This is a genomic window from Micromonospora okii, assembly GCF_020884795.1.
Lineage (GTDB): Bacteria > Actinomycetota > Actinomycetes > Mycobacteriales > Micromonosporaceae > Micromonospora > Micromonospora okii.
Genome location: NZ_BBZF01000025.1, coordinates 160,858 through 179,683, shown reverse-complemented (window position 1 = coordinate 179,683; position 18,826 = coordinate 160,858). Strand labels below are relative to the sequence as shown.

General features: G+C 72.9%; 15 protein-coding genes. 11 read left to right on the top strand and 4 right to left on the bottom strand.

The features are described 5' to 3' along the window. Window positions 1-13 precede the first annotated feature (13 nt). Window positions 14-1,222 carry a cytochrome P450 gene (locus LPU43_RS24830; RefSeq protein WP_229402927.1) on the bottom strand — a complete coding sequence of 403 codons (1,209 nt, stop codon included), beginning with the start codon at window positions 1,220-1,222 and terminating at the stop codon, window positions 14-16. A 442-nt stretch (window positions 1,223-1,664) separates the two neighbouring features. Continuing rightward, window positions 1,665-3,236, bottom strand: a complete 1,572-nt coding sequence (locus tag LPU43_RS24825) for an FAD-dependent monooxygenase (RefSeq protein WP_229402926.1) — start codon at window positions 3,234-3,236, stop codon at window positions 1,665-1,667. Between the two features lie 262 nt (window positions 3,237-3,498). On the opposite strand from LPU43_RS24825, the gene LPU43_RS24820 reads away from it, so the two are divergent. Both LPU43_RS24820 and LPU43_RS24815 read left to right on the top strand, forming a co-directional pair. Further along, on the top strand, window positions 3,499-4,374 hold the full coding sequence (locus LPU43_RS24820) for an NAD(P)H-binding protein (protein ID WP_229402925.1): 876 nt from the start codon (window positions 3,499-3,501) through the stop codon (window positions 4,372-4,374). 108 nt (window positions 4,375-4,482) lie between these two features. Next, complete coding sequence (locus tag LPU43_RS24815; protein WP_229402949.1) at window positions 4,483-5,457, top strand: hypothetical protein; 975 nt, start codon at window positions 4,483-4,485, stop codon at window positions 5,455-5,457. A 115-nt stretch (window positions 5,458-5,572) separates the two neighbouring features. On the opposite strand, the gene sigJ is transcribed toward LPU43_RS24815, so the two are convergent. Next, window positions 5,573-6,490 (bottom strand): RNA polymerase sigma factor SigJ, encoded by a 918-nt coding sequence (gene sigJ / locus LPU43_RS24810; RefSeq protein ID WP_229402924.1) that lies wholly within the window; start codon window positions 6,488-6,490, stop codon window positions 5,573-5,575. Between the two features lie 192 nt (window positions 6,491-6,682). Here sigJ and LPU43_RS24805 point away from each other — a divergent pair, with 192 nt between their 5' ends. Genes LPU43_RS24805 through LPU43_RS24795 form a run of 3 tightly spaced genes read left to right on the top strand, consistent with a single transcriptional unit; the run spans window position 6,683 to window position 9,887 of the window. Further along, on the top strand, window positions 6,683-7,849 hold the full coding sequence (locus tag LPU43_RS24805; RefSeq protein ID WP_229402923.1) for an amidohydrolase family protein: 1,167 nt from the start codon (window positions 6,683-6,685) through the stop codon (window positions 7,847-7,849). A gap of 8 nt (window positions 7,850-7,857) precedes the next feature. Continuing rightward, on the top strand, window positions 7,858-8,331 hold the full coding sequence (locus LPU43_RS24800; RefSeq protein ID WP_229402922.1) for a hypothetical protein: 474 nt from the start codon (window positions 7,858-7,860) through the stop codon (window positions 8,329-8,331). After that, the gene (locus LPU43_RS24795; protein ID WP_229402921.1) at window positions 8,328-9,887 is read left to right on the top strand and encodes a multicopper oxidase family protein; all 1,560 of its coding nucleotides are present in this window, start codon (window positions 8,328-8,330) and stop codon (window positions 9,885-9,887) included. The genes LPU43_RS24800 and LPU43_RS24795 overlap by 4 nt, the downstream gene beginning before the upstream one ends. 153 nt (window positions 9,888-10,040) lie before the next feature. Here LPU43_RS24795 and LPU43_RS24790 read toward each other — a convergent pair whose 3' ends face one another. After that, window positions 10,041-10,538: a DinB family protein gene (locus tag LPU43_RS24790; protein ID WP_229402920.1), complete on the bottom strand. Its 498-nt coding sequence runs from the start codon at window positions 10,536-10,538 to the stop codon at window positions 10,041-10,043. 178 nt (window positions 10,539-10,716) lie between these two features. On the opposite strand from LPU43_RS24790, the gene LPU43_RS24785 reads away from it, so the two are divergent. The 6 genes from LPU43_RS24785 to LPU43_RS24760 form a co-directional block, all read left to right on the top strand. Then, a complete protein-coding gene (locus LPU43_RS24785; RefSeq protein ID WP_229402948.1) occupies window positions 10,717-10,977 on the top strand; it encodes a hypothetical protein in 261 nt (86 codons plus the stop codon). A gap of 269 nt (window positions 10,978-11,246) precedes the next feature. Next, a complete protein-coding gene (locus LPU43_RS28835; RefSeq protein ID WP_306416170.1) occupies window positions 11,247-11,414 on the top strand; it encodes a hypothetical protein in 168 nt (55 codons plus the stop codon). Window positions 11,415-12,020: 606 nt separating this feature from the next. Then, a complete protein-coding gene (locus LPU43_RS24775; protein WP_229402919.1) occupies window positions 12,021-13,352 on the top strand; it encodes a CHAT domain-containing protein in 1,332 nt (443 codons plus the stop codon). Between the two features lie 99 nt (window positions 13,353-13,451). After that, window positions 13,452-13,988 carry a CBS domain-containing protein gene (locus LPU43_RS24770; protein WP_229402918.1) on the top strand — a complete coding sequence of 179 codons (537 nt, stop codon included), beginning with the start codon at window positions 13,452-13,454 and terminating at the stop codon, window positions 13,986-13,988. Beyond that, window positions 13,985-15,550, top strand: a complete 1,566-nt coding sequence (locus LPU43_RS24765; RefSeq protein WP_229402917.1) for a hypothetical protein — start codon at window positions 13,985-13,987, stop codon at window positions 15,548-15,550. Before LPU43_RS24770 ends, LPU43_RS24765 begins: the two co-directional genes overlap by 4 nt. 24 nt (window positions 15,551-15,574) lie before the next feature. Next, window positions 15,575-18,826 (top strand): tetratricopeptide repeat protein (locus LPU43_RS24760; RefSeq protein WP_229402916.1); only part of this gene is annotated, 3,252 nt, incomplete at its 3' end.

The window sequence follows — 18,826 nt, the reverse complement described above, 5'->3', positions numbered from 1 at the left end:
CGCTCCCGTCGTGCTACCAGGTGACGGGGAGTTCGGTAATCACCTCGAAGCTCGCCGTCGGGTTGAACGGAATCTCCTCCGCCGCAACCGCGAGACGCAGGTCGGGCAGCCGCTCGATCAGCGTGCCGAGTGCGATCTCCATCGTGACGCGCGCGAGGCTCTGGCCGAGACACTGGTGGGCACCGAACCCGAACGAGACGTGGTCGCGGGCGGAGGTGCGGTGCCAGCCCAGGGAGTCCGGCGCGTCGTAGACGTCCGGGTCTCGGTTGATGAGCGGGTTGATGAAGAACACGCCGTCGTTCTTGCGGATGGTGGTTCCCTCGACCTCGATGTCGTCCGTCGCCAGCCGCGTCACGCCGTCGGGGACGGAGAGGAACCGCAACAGCTCGTCCACCGCGACGGGCATCAGCGACGGGTCGGCCCGCAGCTCGGCGAGCTGCTCGGGGTGTTGGAGCAGGGTGAACATGCCGAGCGAGATCATGGTCCCGGTGGTGCCGTGGCCGCCGGCCACCTGGAGGACCAGCGTCGAGACCAGATCCTCGTGGTCCTCGTCGTCGCCGGCGGCACCGCGCTTCGCGAGGAGGTCGTCGAGCACCCCCTCACCGGGGTTGCGCTGCCGCTCGGCGATCAGCCTGCCCATGTAGGCCATGAGCTCGTCGTACGCCTCGTTGGCGTTCGGGCCGGTGGCGAGCTGGTGCGACAGCTTCTCGAAGAACTCGTGGTCGTCGTCCGGTATGCCCATCAGTCGGTACAGCACCGTCACGGGCACCGGCGCCGTGAACGCCGAGATCAGGTCGGCGGGAGCGCCGTTGGCGATCATGTGGTCGAGCTGCCGGTCGACGACCTCCTGGATCTTCGGACGCAGGGCGTTGATCCGCCTGATCGCGAAGCTGGGGATCAGCATCTTGCGCCGGGCGCTGTGCACCGGGCCGTCGGCCCCCACCAACGCGGTGACGATCTTCATGACCTTCTGCTGTACGTCCGTGACGGTGGCGGCGATGCTCGGGAACATCATCGGCCAGGCGGGGTTCGTGCGGTCGCTCGAGAGACGCGGGTCGACCAGGAGGCGACGGGCCGTGTCACGAGTCGTGACCGCCCAGACGCGCCGGCCGTCGTAGAGGGAGACCTGGGCGAGTGGCCGCTGGTCGGCCAACGGCTGGTAGCCCGGCGCCGGCTGGTAGGGGCAGGTGCGGCCCTGCGGAAACGCAACGCTGTCAGTCATGCGGGGATCCTCCGGGCAATCAAAGCGGTGATGTGCGCGTGACTCCTGTGGAGCGGAGACTTGTCATCTGGGATAAGCCGCTCGGCCAGGCCCGAAGCAGGCTCGCGATCACGTCGTCACTCCCGTCGCCGAGGAAACTGAGCAGGCTGCGATGCGGGTGGCCGGGGCGGGCGGTCTACGGCCCGATCCGAGACGATAGCCAGGAGACGACCGGCCGCACATCCCTTCAATTGATAGTGTTCGAAGTCACATTGCTCGATAACAGTGCCGCCCGCAGCGCTAATCCTGCCGGCATCAGCATTTCCTCTGCCGATTTTTCAGGGCCCGCCGGAATGGTGGGGGCGCTCGTCGACGCGGTCCGGGGCCGCCGACCCGGGGCACGGCCCGCCCGAACAGCGACCGCTGCCCCGGGGGTCCCACCCCCGGGGCAGCGGTCGCTGGGTCACGCCTGTTCGATCAGCTCCCCGCGCTCACGCCCACCCTCGGGCCACGCGTCCGGCCCGGCCGGCTCGTCGGCGGGGCCGAGCCAGGTGGTGAGCGCGGACCGGAGGGCCGTGAGGTCGGGGGCCTCCCCCGTGGACGCGAGCCAGGCGGTGTGCCCGTCGGGACGGATGAGAACCGCCCCAGGCGACGGAGGTTGGCCGTCGGCGGCCACGGCGAGCCGGCCCCGGCAGCGGGCGTCGACGACGTCAACGCGGCCGTGCCATCCCGCGGAAGCGGCGGTCAGGTCCGCGAGGAGTCGCGCGTCGTCGTTCAGGCTGAGCAGCACCGGTCTCGCGGCGCGCAGCAGGCTGAACAGCCGGACGTCGCCGTCGGCCGTGGTCAGGTCGAGGTCGGGAAACCGACGGCCGAGCAGCGGGTGCCCGTCGCCGAGCGGGTAGCGGATGTCCAGCGCGCTGATCATGCCGGCGAGCATCTGGTTCACCTCGCCGACCGCGACGAGGTCGGCGAACACGTCGCGGAGGGCGTCCGCGTGCGCGCCGGGACGGGCCAGCGCGGTCTGCGCGCGCGTGTTGTGCAGCACCCGCGCGGCCACGGCGGAACGCTCGCTGTGGTAGGTGTCGAGCAGGTCGTCCGGCGCGTGGCCGTTGACCACCGCGGCGAGTTTCCAGCCGAGGTTGACCGCGTCCTGGATGCCCAGGTTCATGCCCTGGCCGCCGGCCGGGAAATGGATGTGGGCGGCGTCGCCGGCGAGCAGCACCCGGCCGAGCCTGAATTGTTCGGCCTGCCGGGTGGAGTCCCCGAAGCTCGACAGCCAGTGCGGGCTGTGCATGCCGAAGTCTGTGCCGGCAATTCGCATCGTCGCGTCGCGCAACCGCTCGAACGTCATCGGCTCTTCCCGATCGCCCACCACGTCGTAATCGGTGACGAAGACCCGGTACCAGCCCGGTTCGTAGCCCAGCACGGAGACGTTGCCCTTCTCCCCCGCCACGACCGTCGGCCCGTCGGGCGGGTCCGCCAGTTCGACGTCACCGAGCATGGCGGTCAGCGTCGCCGGGGTGCCGGGGAAACCGATTCCCGCGAGGCGGCGGACGGTGCTGCGTCCCCCGTCGCAGCCCACCAGGTACTGGGCCAGCATGGTCGACACCGATCCGTCCGGCCGGCGGACGTCGATCGCCACCCCGGTTCCGTCCTGGCGCAGCCCGGCCACCTCCGACGACCAGCGCACCCGCACGCCGAGTTCGGCGGCGCGCTGTTCGAGCAGCGCCTCGGTCCTGGCCTGCAACAGCATCAGCGAGAACGGGTAGCGTGTCTCGAGTCGGGTGAGGTCCAGCAGTTGCTTCGCGAAGAGCCCGTTCGGCGTCGATCTGCCGGCGGCGAGGAACGGCTCGAGGATGCCCCGCTGGTCCAGCACCTCCAGCGTGCGAGCGTGTATGCCGCCGGCGCGTGACTCGCCGGAGCGGCCGTCGAGCCGGTCCAGCACCGTCACCTCGACACCGCTCAGCCGCAGTTCGCAGGCCAGCATCAGCCCCGTCGGCCCGGCGCCCGCGATCACCACATCGGTCTTCGTCATCGTTCTCCCCAAGACTTCCTGACAGGCCGGGGTCCACTGTGAACGATGATCGACGTGGATGGAATCCGCCGAGCATCCGGCGCGGAGGATCTGTGCGGCCAGGGATGCAGGGCTCCCGCCGGGAGGCATCGACGGTATTCTTGAGCGCCTCGGCGCAGCGGTCGAGACGGCAGACGGCGTCGAGCGGGCCGGCGGCCGGCCCCCGCGCGCAGTGGGTGCACGAGCACGGGACAGGCCACCTGGGGGGACTTTGACGATCTTGGTGACTGGCGCGACCGGCAACGTCGGTCGCCACGTCGTAGACCTGTTGGTGCGGGCGGGAGCGGACGTCCGGGCGACCTCCCGCAATCCCGAGTCGCTCGACCTGCCGCCGCAGGTCGAGGTCCGGAGGGCGGACCTCAACGACCCGAAGACGTTCGAGCAGGCGCTCCAGGGCGTGGAGAAGGTCTTCCTGTACACCCAGCCGGCCGGCGTCCAAGGGGTCATGGAGGCCGCGAAGGCTGCCGGCGTCACGCACGCCGTGCTGCTGTCCTCCCGGGCCGTCTCCGGTCGCGATTCGGACCACTGGATCGCGCGGTGGCATCGGACGATGGAGGCCGCGATCGAGCAGTCCGGCCTGGCCTGGACGTTCGTGCGGCCGGGCACGTTCGCCGCGAACTCCCTGCAGTGGGCCCGGTCCATCAGGAACGGCGAGCCGGTGCGGCTCCTCTACGCGCACTCCCACGTCTCCCCCATCCACGAACGGGACATCGCCGAAGTGAGCACCGTGGCCCTGCTCCAGGAGGGGCACGCCGGGGCGAAGTACCACATCACCGGCGGTGAGAGCATCAGCCAGGCGGAGCAGCTCGCCCTCATCGGTCAGGCGATCGGCCGCGACGTGGCGTTCGAGGACATCACGGGCGACGACGCGCGCGCCGTGCTCCGCGAACGGTTCAGCTCCCGCATCCAGGAGCTGGTGCAGGACGGGGTGGTCGACCGGGAGGCCACGTCGGGAATCGTCGAGGACAGGATCCGCTATTACGTGGAGGCCCTGGAAGGGCCTGCCGAGATCGACCGCACGGCCGAGCGGGTCCTCGGCAAGCCGATGCGGACCTTCGCCGAGTGGGCGGTGGACCACAAGGCGGACTTCACGAACTAGGGGCCGAAGGCCTCCAGCCTGCCGCTCGGCTGTCCTCGCCGCAACCCGGCCGCGCACGCTCCGCCCGCGCCGGGCCGGGCCAGGCCAGTACGACCAAAGGAAGCAGCCGTGCTGCGGACCAACCGCCTCGCCCGCCGCCACCGGCGGTGGCTGCTCCCGGCCGGCCGAACCGCCTCCGTCTGGGCTGCCCTGGCCGCCGTCGTCTGCGGCCTGTCCACCGCCGCACTCGCCACCCGGGCCACCTGGGAGACCGCCCGCCCCCAACCGACCCGCGCCGAGGTCGTCGCCACCCGCGCCGCCCTGTTCCCGGGTCAGCACTTCGACGACGTACAGCTCGCCGAGGCGCACCTCACCTTCTACAGCCGACCACTCGGGCTACGGAACATCGACAACCTGCTGTTCGGGGACGGCGGCGAATACCAGCAGGCGGAGGTCAGCGCCAGCGCGGCGGGCGTACCACCGACGACTCCGGACCGGACACTCGCCGCCCTCGACGGTCGGTTGCGCGAGGGCGGCTGGCGGCTGGTGTACGGCCCGACGCGTCGCACCGACCCGACCTGCGCCGGCACGCGGTGCGCGGCGGTCCACGAGATCACCACGGTGGTCGCCCGCCGCGCCGACACCGTCCTCGACGTGGAGGTGAGGAGCCAGCCCGCACCGGCGGACCTCAGCCGCAGCCACCTGTCGGCGACGATGCGGCGGGGCACTCCGCCCGGCGTCGTCCCCGCCGCGATCGTCGCCGGCCTGCTCGGCGCCGGCCTCGGCTGGCTGGTCGTCGGTTGGGCCAGCCGCCGCACCGCTGCGGACCACCCGGCGCGGGGCGTCGTCACCGCCCTCTTCACCACCACCCTCCTCGCGTGGTGGGCACCCGTCGCGCTGTCCGCACCGGCGCTGTCGCGCCATCACCTCCGCGAGCCGCACCCCACGTGGCATCCCGTCTGGGAATGGCTCGGTCAACCGGCACTCCTTCTCTTCTTCACGGTCGGGCTGGTCTGCGCGGTGCTGGCGCTGGCGCTGGCCGCATCACCCCGCCGACGACCCGCCCCGCTCCCCGCCGCACCAGGGGCCACGCCCGCCCGGTAGCTCCGCCACCCCGGCTTTCCGGTCTGCCCACTCGCGCAGAAGGTCGTCGGGTCATCCGATGGCGGGCAACACGCCACCGCCATGCGGCATCAGGGCCGGCTCGCGATCTGGTGCCTCATCCGCCGACCCGGGAGAGCTTGTCGGGGTTGGTGACGGAGAAGACCCGGCGGACCGTGTCCCGCTCGTGGTCGAGGTCGAGCACGAGGACCGCGAACGGGACGCCGCGCTCGAACAGGATCGCGGCGGGGTCGCCGTTGACCGGCCGGTAGCGGATGTCGGCTCCCGCCGGCACGTTGGCGGCAACCGCGACGAGCAGCCGGGCCACCTCGTCGCGCCCGCGCACCGGGTGCAGGCTGGTGGCGGGCCCCTTGCCGCCGCCGTCCGTCCACAGGGTGACGTCCGGGGCGAGGACGGCCAACAATTCCCGCAGGTCACCGCCGAGGGCGGCGGCCAGGAACCGCTCGGTCACCTGTTGCTGGAGTCGGGCGTCGGGCGCGAAGCGGGGGCGGCGGGCCTGCACGTGCTCACGCGCCCGGTGGGCGAGTTGACGCACCGCCGCCGGCGACCGGCCGATGACGGTGGCGATCTCCGTGTGCGGATAGCCGAACACCTCGTGCAGGACGAAGACGGCCCGCTCGGCGCTGGTGAGGGTCTCCAGCACCACCAGCAACGCCATCGACGACGACTCGGCGCGCAGGACGGCATCGGCCGCGTCGCCCTCGGCGGCGGGCGGGGTGGCCACCGGCTCGGGCAGCCACTGGCCGACGTACGTCTCGCGACGCCGGTCCAGGGCCACGCGCTGGGCGAGGGCCTGGTTGACGGCGACCCGCGTCAGGTAGGCACGCGGATTCTCGATCGACGCGCCGACGGCCCGGTTCCTGGCCGCCCAGGCCAGCCACGTCTCCTGCAGCACGTCGTCGGTGTCGGCGACGCTGCCCAGCATCGCGTACACCACCGAGAAGAGCAGTTCCCGGTGGGCGAGGAAGGTCGTGGTCGGGTCGGCGCTCGACGCCGGCTGCTCGTCGTCGGACACGGGTGTCACCTCCGGTCGGATCCACCCCCTCAGAGAGCGCCGCCGCCCGAGGTGTGACATGCCCGCACCGGAATGTGATCCATGACGCACCGGAGCACGCCGGCGTCACAGTCGGCGACGCGCACGCCCTCCTGGTTGCCAGGTCGGGACGATCCGTTCCGGCCGAGCCACTCCGACCACCTGGAGGCCGCAATGCGTACCGTGATCCGTGACGTGCGGGTGTTCGACGGGCAGCGCACCGTGGAACGCGCCGACGTGTTCGTCGACGGCGACCGGATCGTCGAGCCGGACGGTCGACCGGTCGACCTGCGGATCGACGGCGCCGGGCGCACCCTGCTGCCCGGCCTGATCGACGCCCACACCCACACCTTCGACGGCAGCCTCGCCCAGGCCCTGGCCGCCGGCGTCACCACCGAGCTGGACATGTTCTGCCTGCCGGACAACCTGGCCCGCCAGCGCCGGCTGGCCGCCGACCGCGACGACGTGGCCGACCTGCGTAGCTGCGGCCTGCTCGCCACGGCCCCGGGTGGGCACCCGAGCCAACTGATGACCGGCCTCGACCCGCAGGCGCTGGCGGCGCTCGGTGACGCCGCCGGCCCGTTCCCCACCGTCGCGCGGGTGGCGGACGCCGCGCCGTTCGTCGCGGCCCGGGTCGCCGAGGGCGCCGACTACATCAAGATCGTCGTCGACGACGGGGCCATGCACGGCGAGAACCTGCCCGTGCTCTCCCCCGACGTCGTGTCCGCCCTCGTCGAGGCGGCACACGCCGCCGGCCTGACCGCGATCGCACACGCCATCACGACCCGGGAGGTGACCATCGCCCTCGACGCGGGTGTTGACGGGCTCGCGCACGTCTACGCCGACGCCGGGTCGGACGATCCGACCGGCTGGCGACTCGCGGAGCGGATCGCCGGCGACGGCGTCTTCGTGGTCACCACGCTCGCGTACTTCGACGCGATCAGCCAGGGCGCCGCCCTGGACCACGCCGCCGCAGGCAGCGCCGCCAACGCGGTGCACGCCGCCGGCGTGCTGCACCGGGCCGGCGTCACGCTGCTGGCGGGCACCGACGCCACCCCCTTCGCCCCGCAGCACGGCACCGCCATGCACCACGAGCTGGCGCTGCTGGTCAAGGCCGGGCTGACCAACGCCGAAGCCCTCGCGGCGGCCACGAGCGTCCCGGCCCGGCACTTCGGCCTGACCGACCGCGGCCGCGTCGCGCCCGGCCTCCGCGCCGACCTGCTCCTCGTCGACGGCGACCCGACCACCGACATCACGGCCGTCGGCGCCGTCGTGGACGTCTGGCGTCGCGGCGTACGCCAGAACCGGCAGCCGGCCGCCGCCGGCTTCCCGGAGAAGTGAGGGCCGACATGGCGACCACCGGCCACCGCGAGCCCCGACCCGCCCCGGACGCCGCACGATCCTGGTCGTGGCTGCTCTTCCGCGCCACGGCCACCGTCGCGGCACTCCTCGTCCTCGGCCAGGCGGCCCTCGCCGGCGGGTTCCTCTCCGGACACTACGACGCCCTCGCCGCCCACAGCTTCACCGGAGTCCTGCTGGCGCTCACCCTGTTCGCGCAGTGCGTCGCCGCCGTCTGGTGGTGGCGGTCCAGCAGGGGCCCGTCCTGGCCGGTCCGGGAGAGCCTGATCCAGTTCCTGATCACCGGCGCCCTGGCCCTGCTCGGCGAGCAGCGGATCCTGACCGTCCACATGCCCCTCGCCGTCGGACTCGCCGTGGGCGTGGCGCTGCTGCTCGTCAGGGCATGGGGCGCGCCACCCGCCCAGTCGGCCCCGACGCCACCGCGCACCCCGATCGCCACCGCCACTGCGGAGGAGGCCGCATGAGCCCACGAATCACCCGCCGGCGACTCCTCGGCGCGAGCGCGGCCACCGTGGCGGCGTTCACCGGCGGTGGCTGGCTCGCCCGCAGCGGCCTGCACGGCCCCGGCGAACCGGGCCGGCTGCTGCCCAGCGAGGCGCCACTGCCCCGCCCCTACCAGGTGCCGCTGCCCGTTCCTCCGGTGCTCGCGCCGGTACGGGCCGACGCCACGACGGACCACTACGAGATCACCCAGCGGCCGGCGACGCTCAGCATCCTGCCGGGGCTGCCCAGCGAGGCCTGGACGTACCACGGCAGCTTCCCCGGTCCGACGATCCGCTCCCGCGCCGGCCGGCGCACCGTCGTGCGGCACCGCAACGCACTACCCCACCCGACCGTCGTCCACCTGCACGGCGGGCACACCCCCGCCGACAGCGACGGCTACCCCGCCGACCTCGTCATGCCGGCGGGAGGAACCATCCCGGCGCAGGCCGGCCAGCACCACGGCGGCCCCGCACCGGGACGGACCACCGTCGGCGAGCGGGACTACACGTACCCGATGCGGCAGCGCGCCGCGACGCTCTGGTACCACGACCACCGGCACGGGCACACCGGCGTGGCGGTCTGGCGAGGGCTGGCCGGCTTCCACCTCGTGCACGACGACGAGGAGGACGGGCTGCGGCTACCGACCGGCGACCGCGACCTGCCGATCATGATCACCGACCGGTCGTTCGCCGCGGACGGGTCGCTGCGCTACCCGCTGGCCGACCCGAACCTGCACGCGCCCGGCGTCACCGAGCCGTACATGAACGGAGTGCTCGGCGACGTCATCCTGGTCAACGGCGCGCCCTGGCCGGTGCTGAGGACGGACCGGGCCCGATACCGGCTGCGGCTGCTCAACGCCTCCAACGCCCGGCGGTACCGGCTGGCCCTCGACCCGCCGGCACCCGACGGCGGCCTGGTGCAGATCGGCGGCGACGGCGGTCTGCTGCACCGCCCGCTGACCCACCACACCATCGACGTCGCACCCGCCGAACGCTTCGACGTGGTCGTCAACTTCTCCCGCTACCGTCCCGGCACCCGCGTACGGCTGGTGAACCGCCTCGGCACCGGCCGCACGGCCCACGTCATGGCCTTCGACGTCACCGGCCTGACCCACGACGACCCGGGCCTGCCCGAGCGGCTCAGCCACATCGAGCGCCTCGACCCGGCGAGAGCCGCAGCGACGCGGACGTTCCACTTCCAGCTCCGCCCCGACCACGGATGGACCATCAACGGCCAGCCCTACCGCCCCGGCCGCCCGCTGGCCCGGCCGCGCCTCGGCACCACCGAGGTCTGGCGACTGGTCAGCGACTTCCACCACCCGGTGCACGTGCACCTGGACCCGTTCCAGGTGATCAGCCGCAACAACCGGGCGCCCGGCCCGTACGACGCCGGTTGGAAGGACACCGTCGACGTACGCCCGTCCGAGGCGGTCGAGATCGCCGTCCGGTTCACCGACCATGCCGGGACCTTCATGCTGCACTGCCACAACCTGGAACACGAGGACATGGCCATGATGGCCGACTTCACCACCGCGTGACCACGCCCGCTGCCGCCAGGTGCACGGTGTGCGAGCCACGCCCAAGGTCGTCGCGCGACTCGCACACCGTGCCCGCGACACCCGGAGGCCCGTCATCGGCACGACCCCGACGCCGAACGGGCGCGGGCAGCGGCACGGGCGGGCCTCCACGCGCTACTCGTCGATGAGCTGCTCGCGAAGGATGTCGGCGTGCCCGCAGTGCTGGGCGAGCTCGCGCAGCACGTGGAGATACACCCACCGCAGCGGAAGCGGGCCCCGCCGGTTCCCGTGCAGGATGTCGTCCAGGCCCAGGGACGACGTCGCCTGGCGGGATGCTTCGCAGGCTTCACGGTGCGCCTGCTGAACGCTGGCGATCGTGTCGTCGTGACCGAGGTCGAACGACTCGTCCGGCGTCGCGGGGAGGCCGAGCTCGGCGCGCGACCGGCACGTGACGGCTTCGTCGAACCAGACCTTCTCGACGAAGGTCGCGTGCTTCACCAGGCCCAGCAGCGTGGTCTTGGAGGCAACCAACGATCGGCGCGCCTGCTCCTCTGTCAGCCCGTCCAGGCAGCCGTTGAGCGCGCTGCGGTGCTCGTCGAGGAACGCCTCGAACTGGGCTTGGGCTGGCTGTGCGACGACCTGTTCGGCGAAGGTGGGCGGGTAGGAAGGCATGGGAGAAGCATTCCAGAACGTCGCTCAGGAGCAACTGTCGGACATCGGCGGCCTCCCTCGGGCAGCCATGGACGCCACCCGTCATACGTCCGGGCTGCCCGAATGGCGGATAATCAAATCGGCGATCATGGATCTATGATGGCCGGGTAGGTTCGTCGTCACCCTGGAGGGAATCGCCATGCCCCAGCCGCGCCGCCGCCGGCTCACCCGTCTCGCGGTTGTCGCCGCCGCCGCAGCAGCCGTCAGCTTCACGGTCCAGCCGACCCCGGCCGCCGCCGTGCCATTCGACTGGAACGGCTATTTCGTGTCCTACGACGAGTGTGAGCTCCACCGCATCGAGGCCAGCTACTGGGGCGAGGTGAGCAACGGCTGCGAATATCGCACCCTGCCCAACGGCGAATACAACGGCTGGTACTTCCGGGCTTGGCTGCCGGGCTAGAACCGCCGAGGTCACCGATCGCAGCCGGTACGGCGACCGGGCGGCCACCGCAGCACAGGGATGTGCGGGTGACGCCCGGGGCCGGCCGAGGGTGGCGAAGAGGCCCACGCTGCTGTCGCGAGGGGCGCGGACGACGGCCCAACAGGTCGAAACAGCGGATCACGTCGATGGTGCGAACAGGACGTACGGCATGCCGGTCAGCGCCGCGCACACCGTGCGGCCCCCACCTGGTGGTCGAGGGCCGAGCGGGCGGCTTCGAAAGCCGCCGGATGAGCCCCGAGCCCGGCGCCGTCAGCGTGCCCGACTTCGTGAAGTCCCGGACCTCCGGCAGGTCGTTCGTACCGCCGGCCTCGGTCAGCAGCACACTCGCCCGCGAGTCCGCCAGCAGTCGCGCAGCCAACGTGCACCCGGCGGAGCCCGCCCCCACGATGACGTAGTCGTAGCGGCGGGATGCCGCGTTCGCCGTTCCCGTGGTCGACGCGAGTCCGACCGACACCGCCGACACACCGAACACCTTGAGCAGGGTCCGCCGGGTGAGTCTTCCGTCCTGCACCCGGCGAGCGATCTCGTCCGGATCTTGCCAGGTGTCGGGCTCCACCCCAGACATGAGCGTCCTTTCGATTCCAGGGGACACGTCTCAGCTTGCCGCCGGTGACTCCATCGGCGGAACGTCATCGATTGACACCATGGCTGGCCCCGCCCCCTCGCCCGGCCAAGAGGGTGGAACCGCTGCTGGCGGCCACAACGATCATTCTCGGCCACCTGGTCGGAATCGACTGAGGACGATCTCCAATGCGGGATGCCCGCCAGACTCAGGTGGTAGAAGATCCGCCGTACCGGTGAGGGCGGGGCACAGGCGCCCCGCCCGTCCCGAAGTGTTGTCGGGAACGGGACAGCCGGCGGCGTTGCGACCGCGGTCGGTCACCTCGCAGGATCACACCCTCGACGCCATGTCGGACACTGGTCCCCGGTACGTCGCGCCACACCATGGGGAGTTGGCGGAGGCGCCAGCGGTCGCCCACCTACTCGACGGGAGCCGAGCCATGCACCGGCGGAAGTCCCAACCCGAGGAGCGCGACCCCTCAGTCGGGCGGCTGGTCCTGGTCGAGTACTACCTCACCGGGGACCGGGCGTTGATCTTCTTCATCACCGCGGAGTCCGCCGAGCCGGAGCTGGTGACCGTGCCGGTGGACGCCGGACAGCTCGACAAGCTGGTGGTACCGATGGTGCACGCGCTGGACCGGGTGGCCGAGGATCCGGCCGCACTGGAGCAGGCCACCGCCGTCCTCGGCAATCCGGTACTGGTCGGTCTGGTCGCGCCGATCTTCGACCGGATACGGCCCGGCGACTGGATCTACCTGGTGCCGCACGGGCCGCTGCACCGGGTGCCGCTGCACGCCGTGCCCTGTCGGGGTGCGCGACTGGCCGACGCGCACCCGGTGGTCTACACGCCGAGCGCCTCGGTGCTGCGCTACTGCCAGGCCAACCGGCGTGGTCCCCGGTCGACCGCGCTGGTGGTCGCCGACCCGCCCGGCACCGAACCGTTGACCTTCGGGCAGGTGCACGCCACCGCGCTCACCGGACGGTTCGACTGCGACCGGATGCAGGGCGCCGACGCCAGCCGGGCCGAGCTGCTGCGCCGGCTCGGCGGCCCGACCCCGGACGCGGTGACCGCCGACACCGGCCACCGACCACCACCGGGGATCCTGCACGTGGGCGCGCACGGCGTGTTCGATCCGGAGGCGCCCATGGGCTCCGGCGTCGAGCTGGCCGACGGTCGCCTCACCGCCACCGACATGTTGGGGATGCGACTGACCGGGACGCTGGTGGTGCTGGCCGCGTGTCGTACCGGTGTCTCCGACACTCGGCCCGGGGACGAGATGCTCGGCCTGATCCGGGCCCTGCTCTACGCCGGTTCGCCGGCCGTGCTGGTGAGCCTCTGGAAGGTCGACGAACTCTCCACCGCGATGCTGCTCGACGAGTTCTACCGGGGCCTCGGCGACGGGCCGCCGGCCGTGGTGGCGCTGCACCGGGCCCAGTCGTGGTTGCGCCGCCGGACCATCGCAGACGTCCTCGCCTACGTCGGGCAGGCCCGCGACAGCGCCGGGGCCGACCATCCGGCGGCGTCGCGGCTCGCCCTCGCCGAGGCGCGGATCCGACTGGTGGCCCGGGACTTCGTCGGCGCGACCAACGCCGCGCAGGCGGCCCTGACGCTGGCCGGCACCGCCCGCGACCGCCGGCGGGTGGAGAACGTCCTGCATCGGGCCCGCTTCCTGGCCGGAACGGGTGTCCGGGTTCCGGTCGACCTCGGTCGCCGGTTGTACGGCAGCTTCTTCTTCTGGGCGCCGTTCGTCCTTGTCGGAGACTGGGGCTGACCGGGTGGGACGCGACGAACGGCCGACGGGGCGGGACAGCCCTCGACCTGTGGACCATGGACCCGACCGGCCGAGCAGGAAAGAACCGGGAGCGTGAGTGTGAGCCTGTCCGCACGGGATCTGACGCGCACCGACCATCGTGTCGTCGAGGCGGACTCGACGCCGCCGGAACGGACCGACGAGCTGACCCTGGGGGTCGACGAGCGGGGGACACCACGCTGGGTGGTCGGCCCGGCCGGCCGGGGTCCGGCACTGCTCGTCGCGGCGTCGACGCCGGTGGACGAGCTGTTGACGTCGAATGCCCTTTTCCGGCTGCTGGACGAGCACCTCCCGGCGCTGGTGGTGGCCGACGACTCCGGGCGTCCGGTTGGCGTCGTTCCCGCCGAGGCGCTCGGGGAACAGCTGTTGCGGCAGTTGGACGGCGACAAGTGGGCGGCGTACGGCACCGACGTGCTGGCGCCCCCGGATCCGGGTGTCATGGGTGATCCGCTCCTGGCCGGGCGGTTACGGCCCCCGACGGCCCCGATCCGGATCTTCTGCGCGTACTGCGGAGCCCTCAACGCCCTCGACGAGTTCCCGGAGCCGGACCGGGACTGCGCGGCCGGCGGGCACCGGCTCGAACCGGACTGGCGGTGACGGTGGGCGCCCTCTTCGAGTCCGCGACCGCGCTGCTGGACCGTCGCCAGCTGACCGCGGTGTGGCTACCGCTGCTGGCGTTCGTCGGCACGCTGGGCACGGTGGTCGTGGCCGGGGTCGGGTGGGGGACGGCCCGCACCTGGTGGAGCGGGCTCGGCGCCGAGGGCAGCGCCGCCCTGGTCATCGCGCTGGCCCTGCTGACCATCCTGCTCGGACAACTGCTGACCGCCTGGCGCACCGGCCTGATCCGGCTGTTCAGCGGCTACTGGCCGGCGCTGCCCGGCCTGACCTGGCTCGGTCGGCAGCTGACCGCCCGCCACCAGCGGGTGCACGCCGGTCGGACGGCCGGGGACCCGATGCTCTTCCTCGGCTATCCGCGTCGGGCGGACCGGGTGCTGCCCACCCGGCTCGGCAACGTGCTGCGCGCCGCCGAGGAGCACGCCGACCGGTACGGCCTGGATGGGACGGCGGCCTGGCCGAGGCTCTACGTGGTGCTGCCCGAGCAGTTCGTCGCCGCCTTCTCCGGCGCGGCCACCAGTCTGGAGGCGGCGGCGACCATCAGTGTCCTGGGCGCTGTCTTCGCACTGCTCGGTGGCGGGCTCGCCGCGGCACTCCTGCCCTGGTACGGCGCCGTCGCCTGCGTGTGGGGCGGAATCGGCGTCGCGCTGCTGGGCTACCGGGCGGCGGCGCGGGCGGCAGTGCCGTACGCGCAGCTGGTCCGGACCGCGTTCGACGTGCACCGGTTCGCGTTGCTGGAGGCGATGCGGCTGGAGCTGCCACCGAGCTTCGGAGCGGAGCGGGAGCAGTGGCGCCAGCTCGGCAAGGTCTGGTATTCCGGCTGGCCGGACAGTGACCGCGCGTCTGCCCTGCGGTATCCGCAGTCGGTCGAGCAGGCGGAGTCGGCGGAGCTCACCGGGTCGAGCCGACCGGCGTCCACCGTGTCGCCCGGGGTGGCGCAGCAGCCGGAAACGGCCACCCCGTCGGCCGCGAGCGCTCCGTCGGCCGGTGCCGCGCCGGGTACCGCGGGTCGGCGCCGGCTCTTTCCGGTGCGGGCGGTCGCGCTCGTGGTCGTCCTGCTGCTCGGGGGCGGGGCGGCCGTCGTCGCCGCGAGCCGTGCCGGTGGCACCCCGGTGGCCGCCCGGGCGTTGCCGGCGTTCCACGTGCTGGCCGCCGCCGACGTGCGGGGACGGCCGGGCAGGAAGGAGCTCGACGAGCTCCTCGGTCGCTACACCGTTCGTGCCGTGGCGAAGGGCCGGCCGCTGCGTACCCGGGAACTGGGGCCGAAGCTGCCCGGCGGGGCGCTGGCTGGCCGCACCGTCGTGGCGGTGCCCGCCACCGGCCTGGCCGATCGGATCGGGCGGGGCGAGCGGGTGACTCTGGTGGCGGTTCCGGCGGCACCGGAGACGGGGCCGGCGGCACCTCCGGAGCGCTTCGTCGACGTACTGGTACTCGACCGGATCGACCGCGATCCGCGCCCCCTGGTGGTGGCCGTCCCCAGCACCCGGCTCGACCGACTGCTGGCCCTCGCCGCCGGTGGTGCGGTGCATGTCGTCGTCGATTGACCGCCCGCCACCGGAGGGAGCCAGATGGCCAGCAGCAGGGACGCCGGGCAGGGCGGAAACGACGGGCCCGGCCCGGAGGAGCTGCGGCGTCTGCTGAACGAGTTGCCGCTGCCGGCGCTGGAGCAGATGCTGCGTGAGCTGCTCGCCGACCGGCTACGCGACGCGGACCTGCGCGGCGCCTTCGAGGCGAGCCTCAACCTGACCGAGGTGCTGATCCGGCTCGGTCGGTTCCGGGCCGCGTTCGCCGTCAACGAGCAGAGCCGTGACCTGGCCGGTGAGGCACCGGTCGGGCCGTGGAGCCAACGCGCCGCCGAGGTGCAGCACCTGCGCCTGCTACACAGGTTGGGCCGCCACGACGAGGCCCTGCCCCGAATCGTGGAGCTCCTGGGTGAACTACCCGATCCCGCCTCGGCTGCCGACGGGGCCGTTCACGGGGCTGACGGCGGGGCCGACGAGGTTGTCAGCGGTGGCGAGGTACGGGAGGTGCTGCTGGACGTCGGCCGCAGCACCGCCGTCGCCCTGGAGGAGTGGCGTGCCGCGCTCGGCTTCAGCGACCTGCATCTGGCCCTCCTCGACGCCCGAGAGGCGTCACCGGTCGAGGTCGCCCGGGCACAGCTCAGCCGATCGATCGCGCTGCGGGCGGTCGGTGAACTCGATGCCGCCGACACCGTGCTGCTCTACTGCCAGGAGGTCTTCACCGACGCCGACGACGGGCCCGGTCTGACCGGGGTGCTCGGCAGCCGGGGCACGGTCGCCTGGGCGCGGGGAGATCGGGAAGCGGCCGTCGAGCTGCAACTGGCCACCCTCGCACTGGCCTACCGGTATCCGGACCGGCACACGGTCGCCACCGCACACCGGCACCTCGCCGACTACCTGCCCGGACCAGCGGCGGCACAGCGGCTGGCGCACGGGCTCGCCGCCGCAGTGGTGCACCGGCTCACCGACGACGAGGCCGAACTCGAAGCGACGGTCAGTGAGATCGTGGCCCGCGTGCCCGGCGACGACCTGCTCGACGGGGTGTGCGTCGAATGGCTGGTCGCCGAGGTGGAGCGGGTGGACGGGGTCGAGTTCGTAGCCTTGGCGTCGGAGTTCGGCCTCGACGCCGAAGCGCTCGGCGCGATCCTCGCCGAACTGGTGCCGACGCTGCGCGGGGGGGCGGCGGCGCGGCTGAGCCGGTATGCCAACAGGATGCTGCGCCGCTGGGAGCCGGCGATCGCCACCCTGGTCGCCGCCGTCGGCGGCGACGACCGGGCCCGCCGCGCCCTGGACGAGTACCTGGACCTGCGGGAACAGAGCCCGGAGTGGACGCGGCTGGTGGCTACCCTACGGGCGATGGCCGACGGGGTCCGCGATCCGGACCGGCTCGTCGCCGGCCTTGACGACACCGACGCCCGGATCGTCGGCCACGCCTCGGACGCCCTGGCCGGGCGGGCCCGCCTGCTGGCGACTCCGGCGGACCTGCCGGCGGCGCTGTACGACGCCCGGCAACGGCACCGCGAGCTCGTCCGGACCGTCGCGGGAGCCGCCCATGGGCACCCTGTCGCGCTGAAGGAGATTCGGACGTGGCTGGAGGCCAGCGTCGGTCTCCCCGGCGCCGGGCCGCTGCTCGCGGCGGTGGGCGCCATCGTCGTCGACGGACTCGCGAACTCCACCGAGAGGCTTGCCGGCCGCCGCACCGATCGTCGCGCTGCCGGTCGTGCCCCCCGTCGGATCGACGTCGCGGCCCTGACGGCGAAGCTGACCGACCCGCAGGCGGCCCTGATCCGGGCCATCGTCGACGAGATCCGGCTCTCCCCACCGCCGCCACCCGATCCCGGTAAGGCTGTGGCGCTGCGGGTGAGGGCTGCGCTCGACCGGGATCCGGACCTCAGCCCGGAGGAGCTCCGGGGCGCCCTTGAGTACGGGGTGGCGGTGGACGACGTGCTGCGGCGCGTCGGCCGAGCCGTGGACCGCTGGGTCGGCAAGGGCGCCGTCGAGATCGCGGCGGCGCTGCTCAACGCGGTGGTCTACCGGCTGCTGAGCCGGGGTGACACGACCAGGGCGCTGGCTCCGGCCGAGCGCCTGGTGGAGCTCGCGGTCGCCGGGCTGCCCGACGGCGGCCGGCGCCATCCCCCGGAAGCGGACGCGTCATCGGGCAGCGCGCAGGTGGCCGTCGAGCCGAGCGCGCGCTATCTGATCGACACGACAGCCTTCGACGCGGCCCGCCGGGCCTATGCCGGCACGTCCGCGATGGTCGGCCCGGCCATCCCGCAACGCGCTCCGGCCCCGCTCGGCATCAACGTTCCGGCCGAGGAGATCGACCGGGCCCGCCGCTGGGTGGTGTTGGCCTGCCGGCTGCCAACGGAGAACGAGTACACCCTGGCCCGGCTGACGCTGGCCGATGCGCTGGTCAGCTGGGCCGGTGGGGACCTCGACCGGGCGCTCGACCGGGCCCGCACCGCCCAAGGGATCTTCGCGGCCCGGTCCGACGCGGAGGTCGACACCCTGGCGGCGGCGACGATCCTCGCCGGAGTCCATCGGCAGCGGGGTGAACTTCGTGCGGCGCTGACCGGCTACGACCGGCTGATCGACGCATGGGGCACCGCACCGGACGGCAGGGAACTCCTCCTGGCCGAGACGTACACCGCACGGGCCCGGGTGCGGGCCACGATCGGCCACCGCCACCGCGCCCTCGCCGACCTCCAGCAGGCCCTGACCCTGGTCCGTCGGGCCCCTGGTCCGCACGGCACCCTCGCCGAGGGGTCGATCCAGGCCGGTCTCGGAAACCTGTACGCGGAACTGGGCGACCTGCCGGCGGCGGTGACCGCCTACGAACGCGCCTGGTCGATCGCGGTACGCACCGGCCACCAGACCGCCCAGGCGGCCCAACTGCACACCCTCGGCGGCTTCTTCGGCCAGCTCGCCACCGGGGAACTCGGACCGGTCAGCGGCGGTGAGCTGCTCCGGCTGATCGGGCTGCTGCCGCGCCTCGGTCTGCCGCTCGACCGGAGCCCGGTGGAGGACGGGGCCCGTTCGGTGGCGATGCTGCTGATGCGTCGGGCCGCCGCGCTCTACCGCGAGAACAACAACGAGCAGGGCTGGGCCCGGGCCACCAACGACCTGACCAACCTGATGCCGCCGGAGCGCGACGCGGAGGCGCTCGACCTGCTGACCGAGGTGCTTCGGGCCAAGGAGCTGGCCGGTGACCGACTGGATCAGGCGACCACCCTGGCCAACCTGGCCGGCCGGCTGCGGTCGCTGGGCCGGGCCGCCGAGGCGGTGGCGGCATACCGGGAC

Coding starts and splice junctions, on each gene's coding strand:
- LPU43_RS24805 (WP_229402923.1), top strand. CDS start 6,683: ATGCGTACCGTGATCCGTGACGTGCGGGTGTTCGACGGGCAGCGCACC.
- LPU43_RS24795 (WP_229402921.1), top strand. CDS start 8,328: ATGAGCCCACGAATCACCCGCCGGCGACTCCTCGGCGCGAGCGCGGCC.
- LPU43_RS24830 (WP_229402927.1), bottom strand. CDS start 1,222: ATGACTGACAGCGTTGCGTTTCCGCAGGGCCGCACCTGCCCCTACCAG.
- LPU43_RS24790 (WP_229402920.1), bottom strand. CDS start 10,538: ATGCCTTCCTACCCGCCCACCTTCGCCGAACAGGTCGTCGCACAGCCA.
- LPU43_RS28835 (WP_306416170.1), top strand. CDS start 11,247: ATGAGCCCCGAGCCCGGCGCCGTCAGCGTGCCCGACTTCGTGAAGTCC.
- LPU43_RS24785 (WP_229402948.1), top strand. CDS start 10,717: ATGCCCCAGCCGCGCCGCCGCCGGCTCACCCGTCTCGCGGTTGTCGCC.
- LPU43_RS24775 (WP_229402919.1), top strand. CDS start 12,021: ATGCACCGGCGGAAGTCCCAACCCGAGGAGCGCGACCCCTCAGTCGGG.
- LPU43_RS24825 (WP_229402926.1), bottom strand. CDS start 3,236: ATGACGAAGACCGATGTGGTGATCGCGGGCGCCGGGCCGACGGGGCTG.
- LPU43_RS24800 (WP_229402922.1), top strand. CDS start 7,858: ATGGCGACCACCGGCCACCGCGAGCCCCGACCCGCCCCGGACGCCGCA.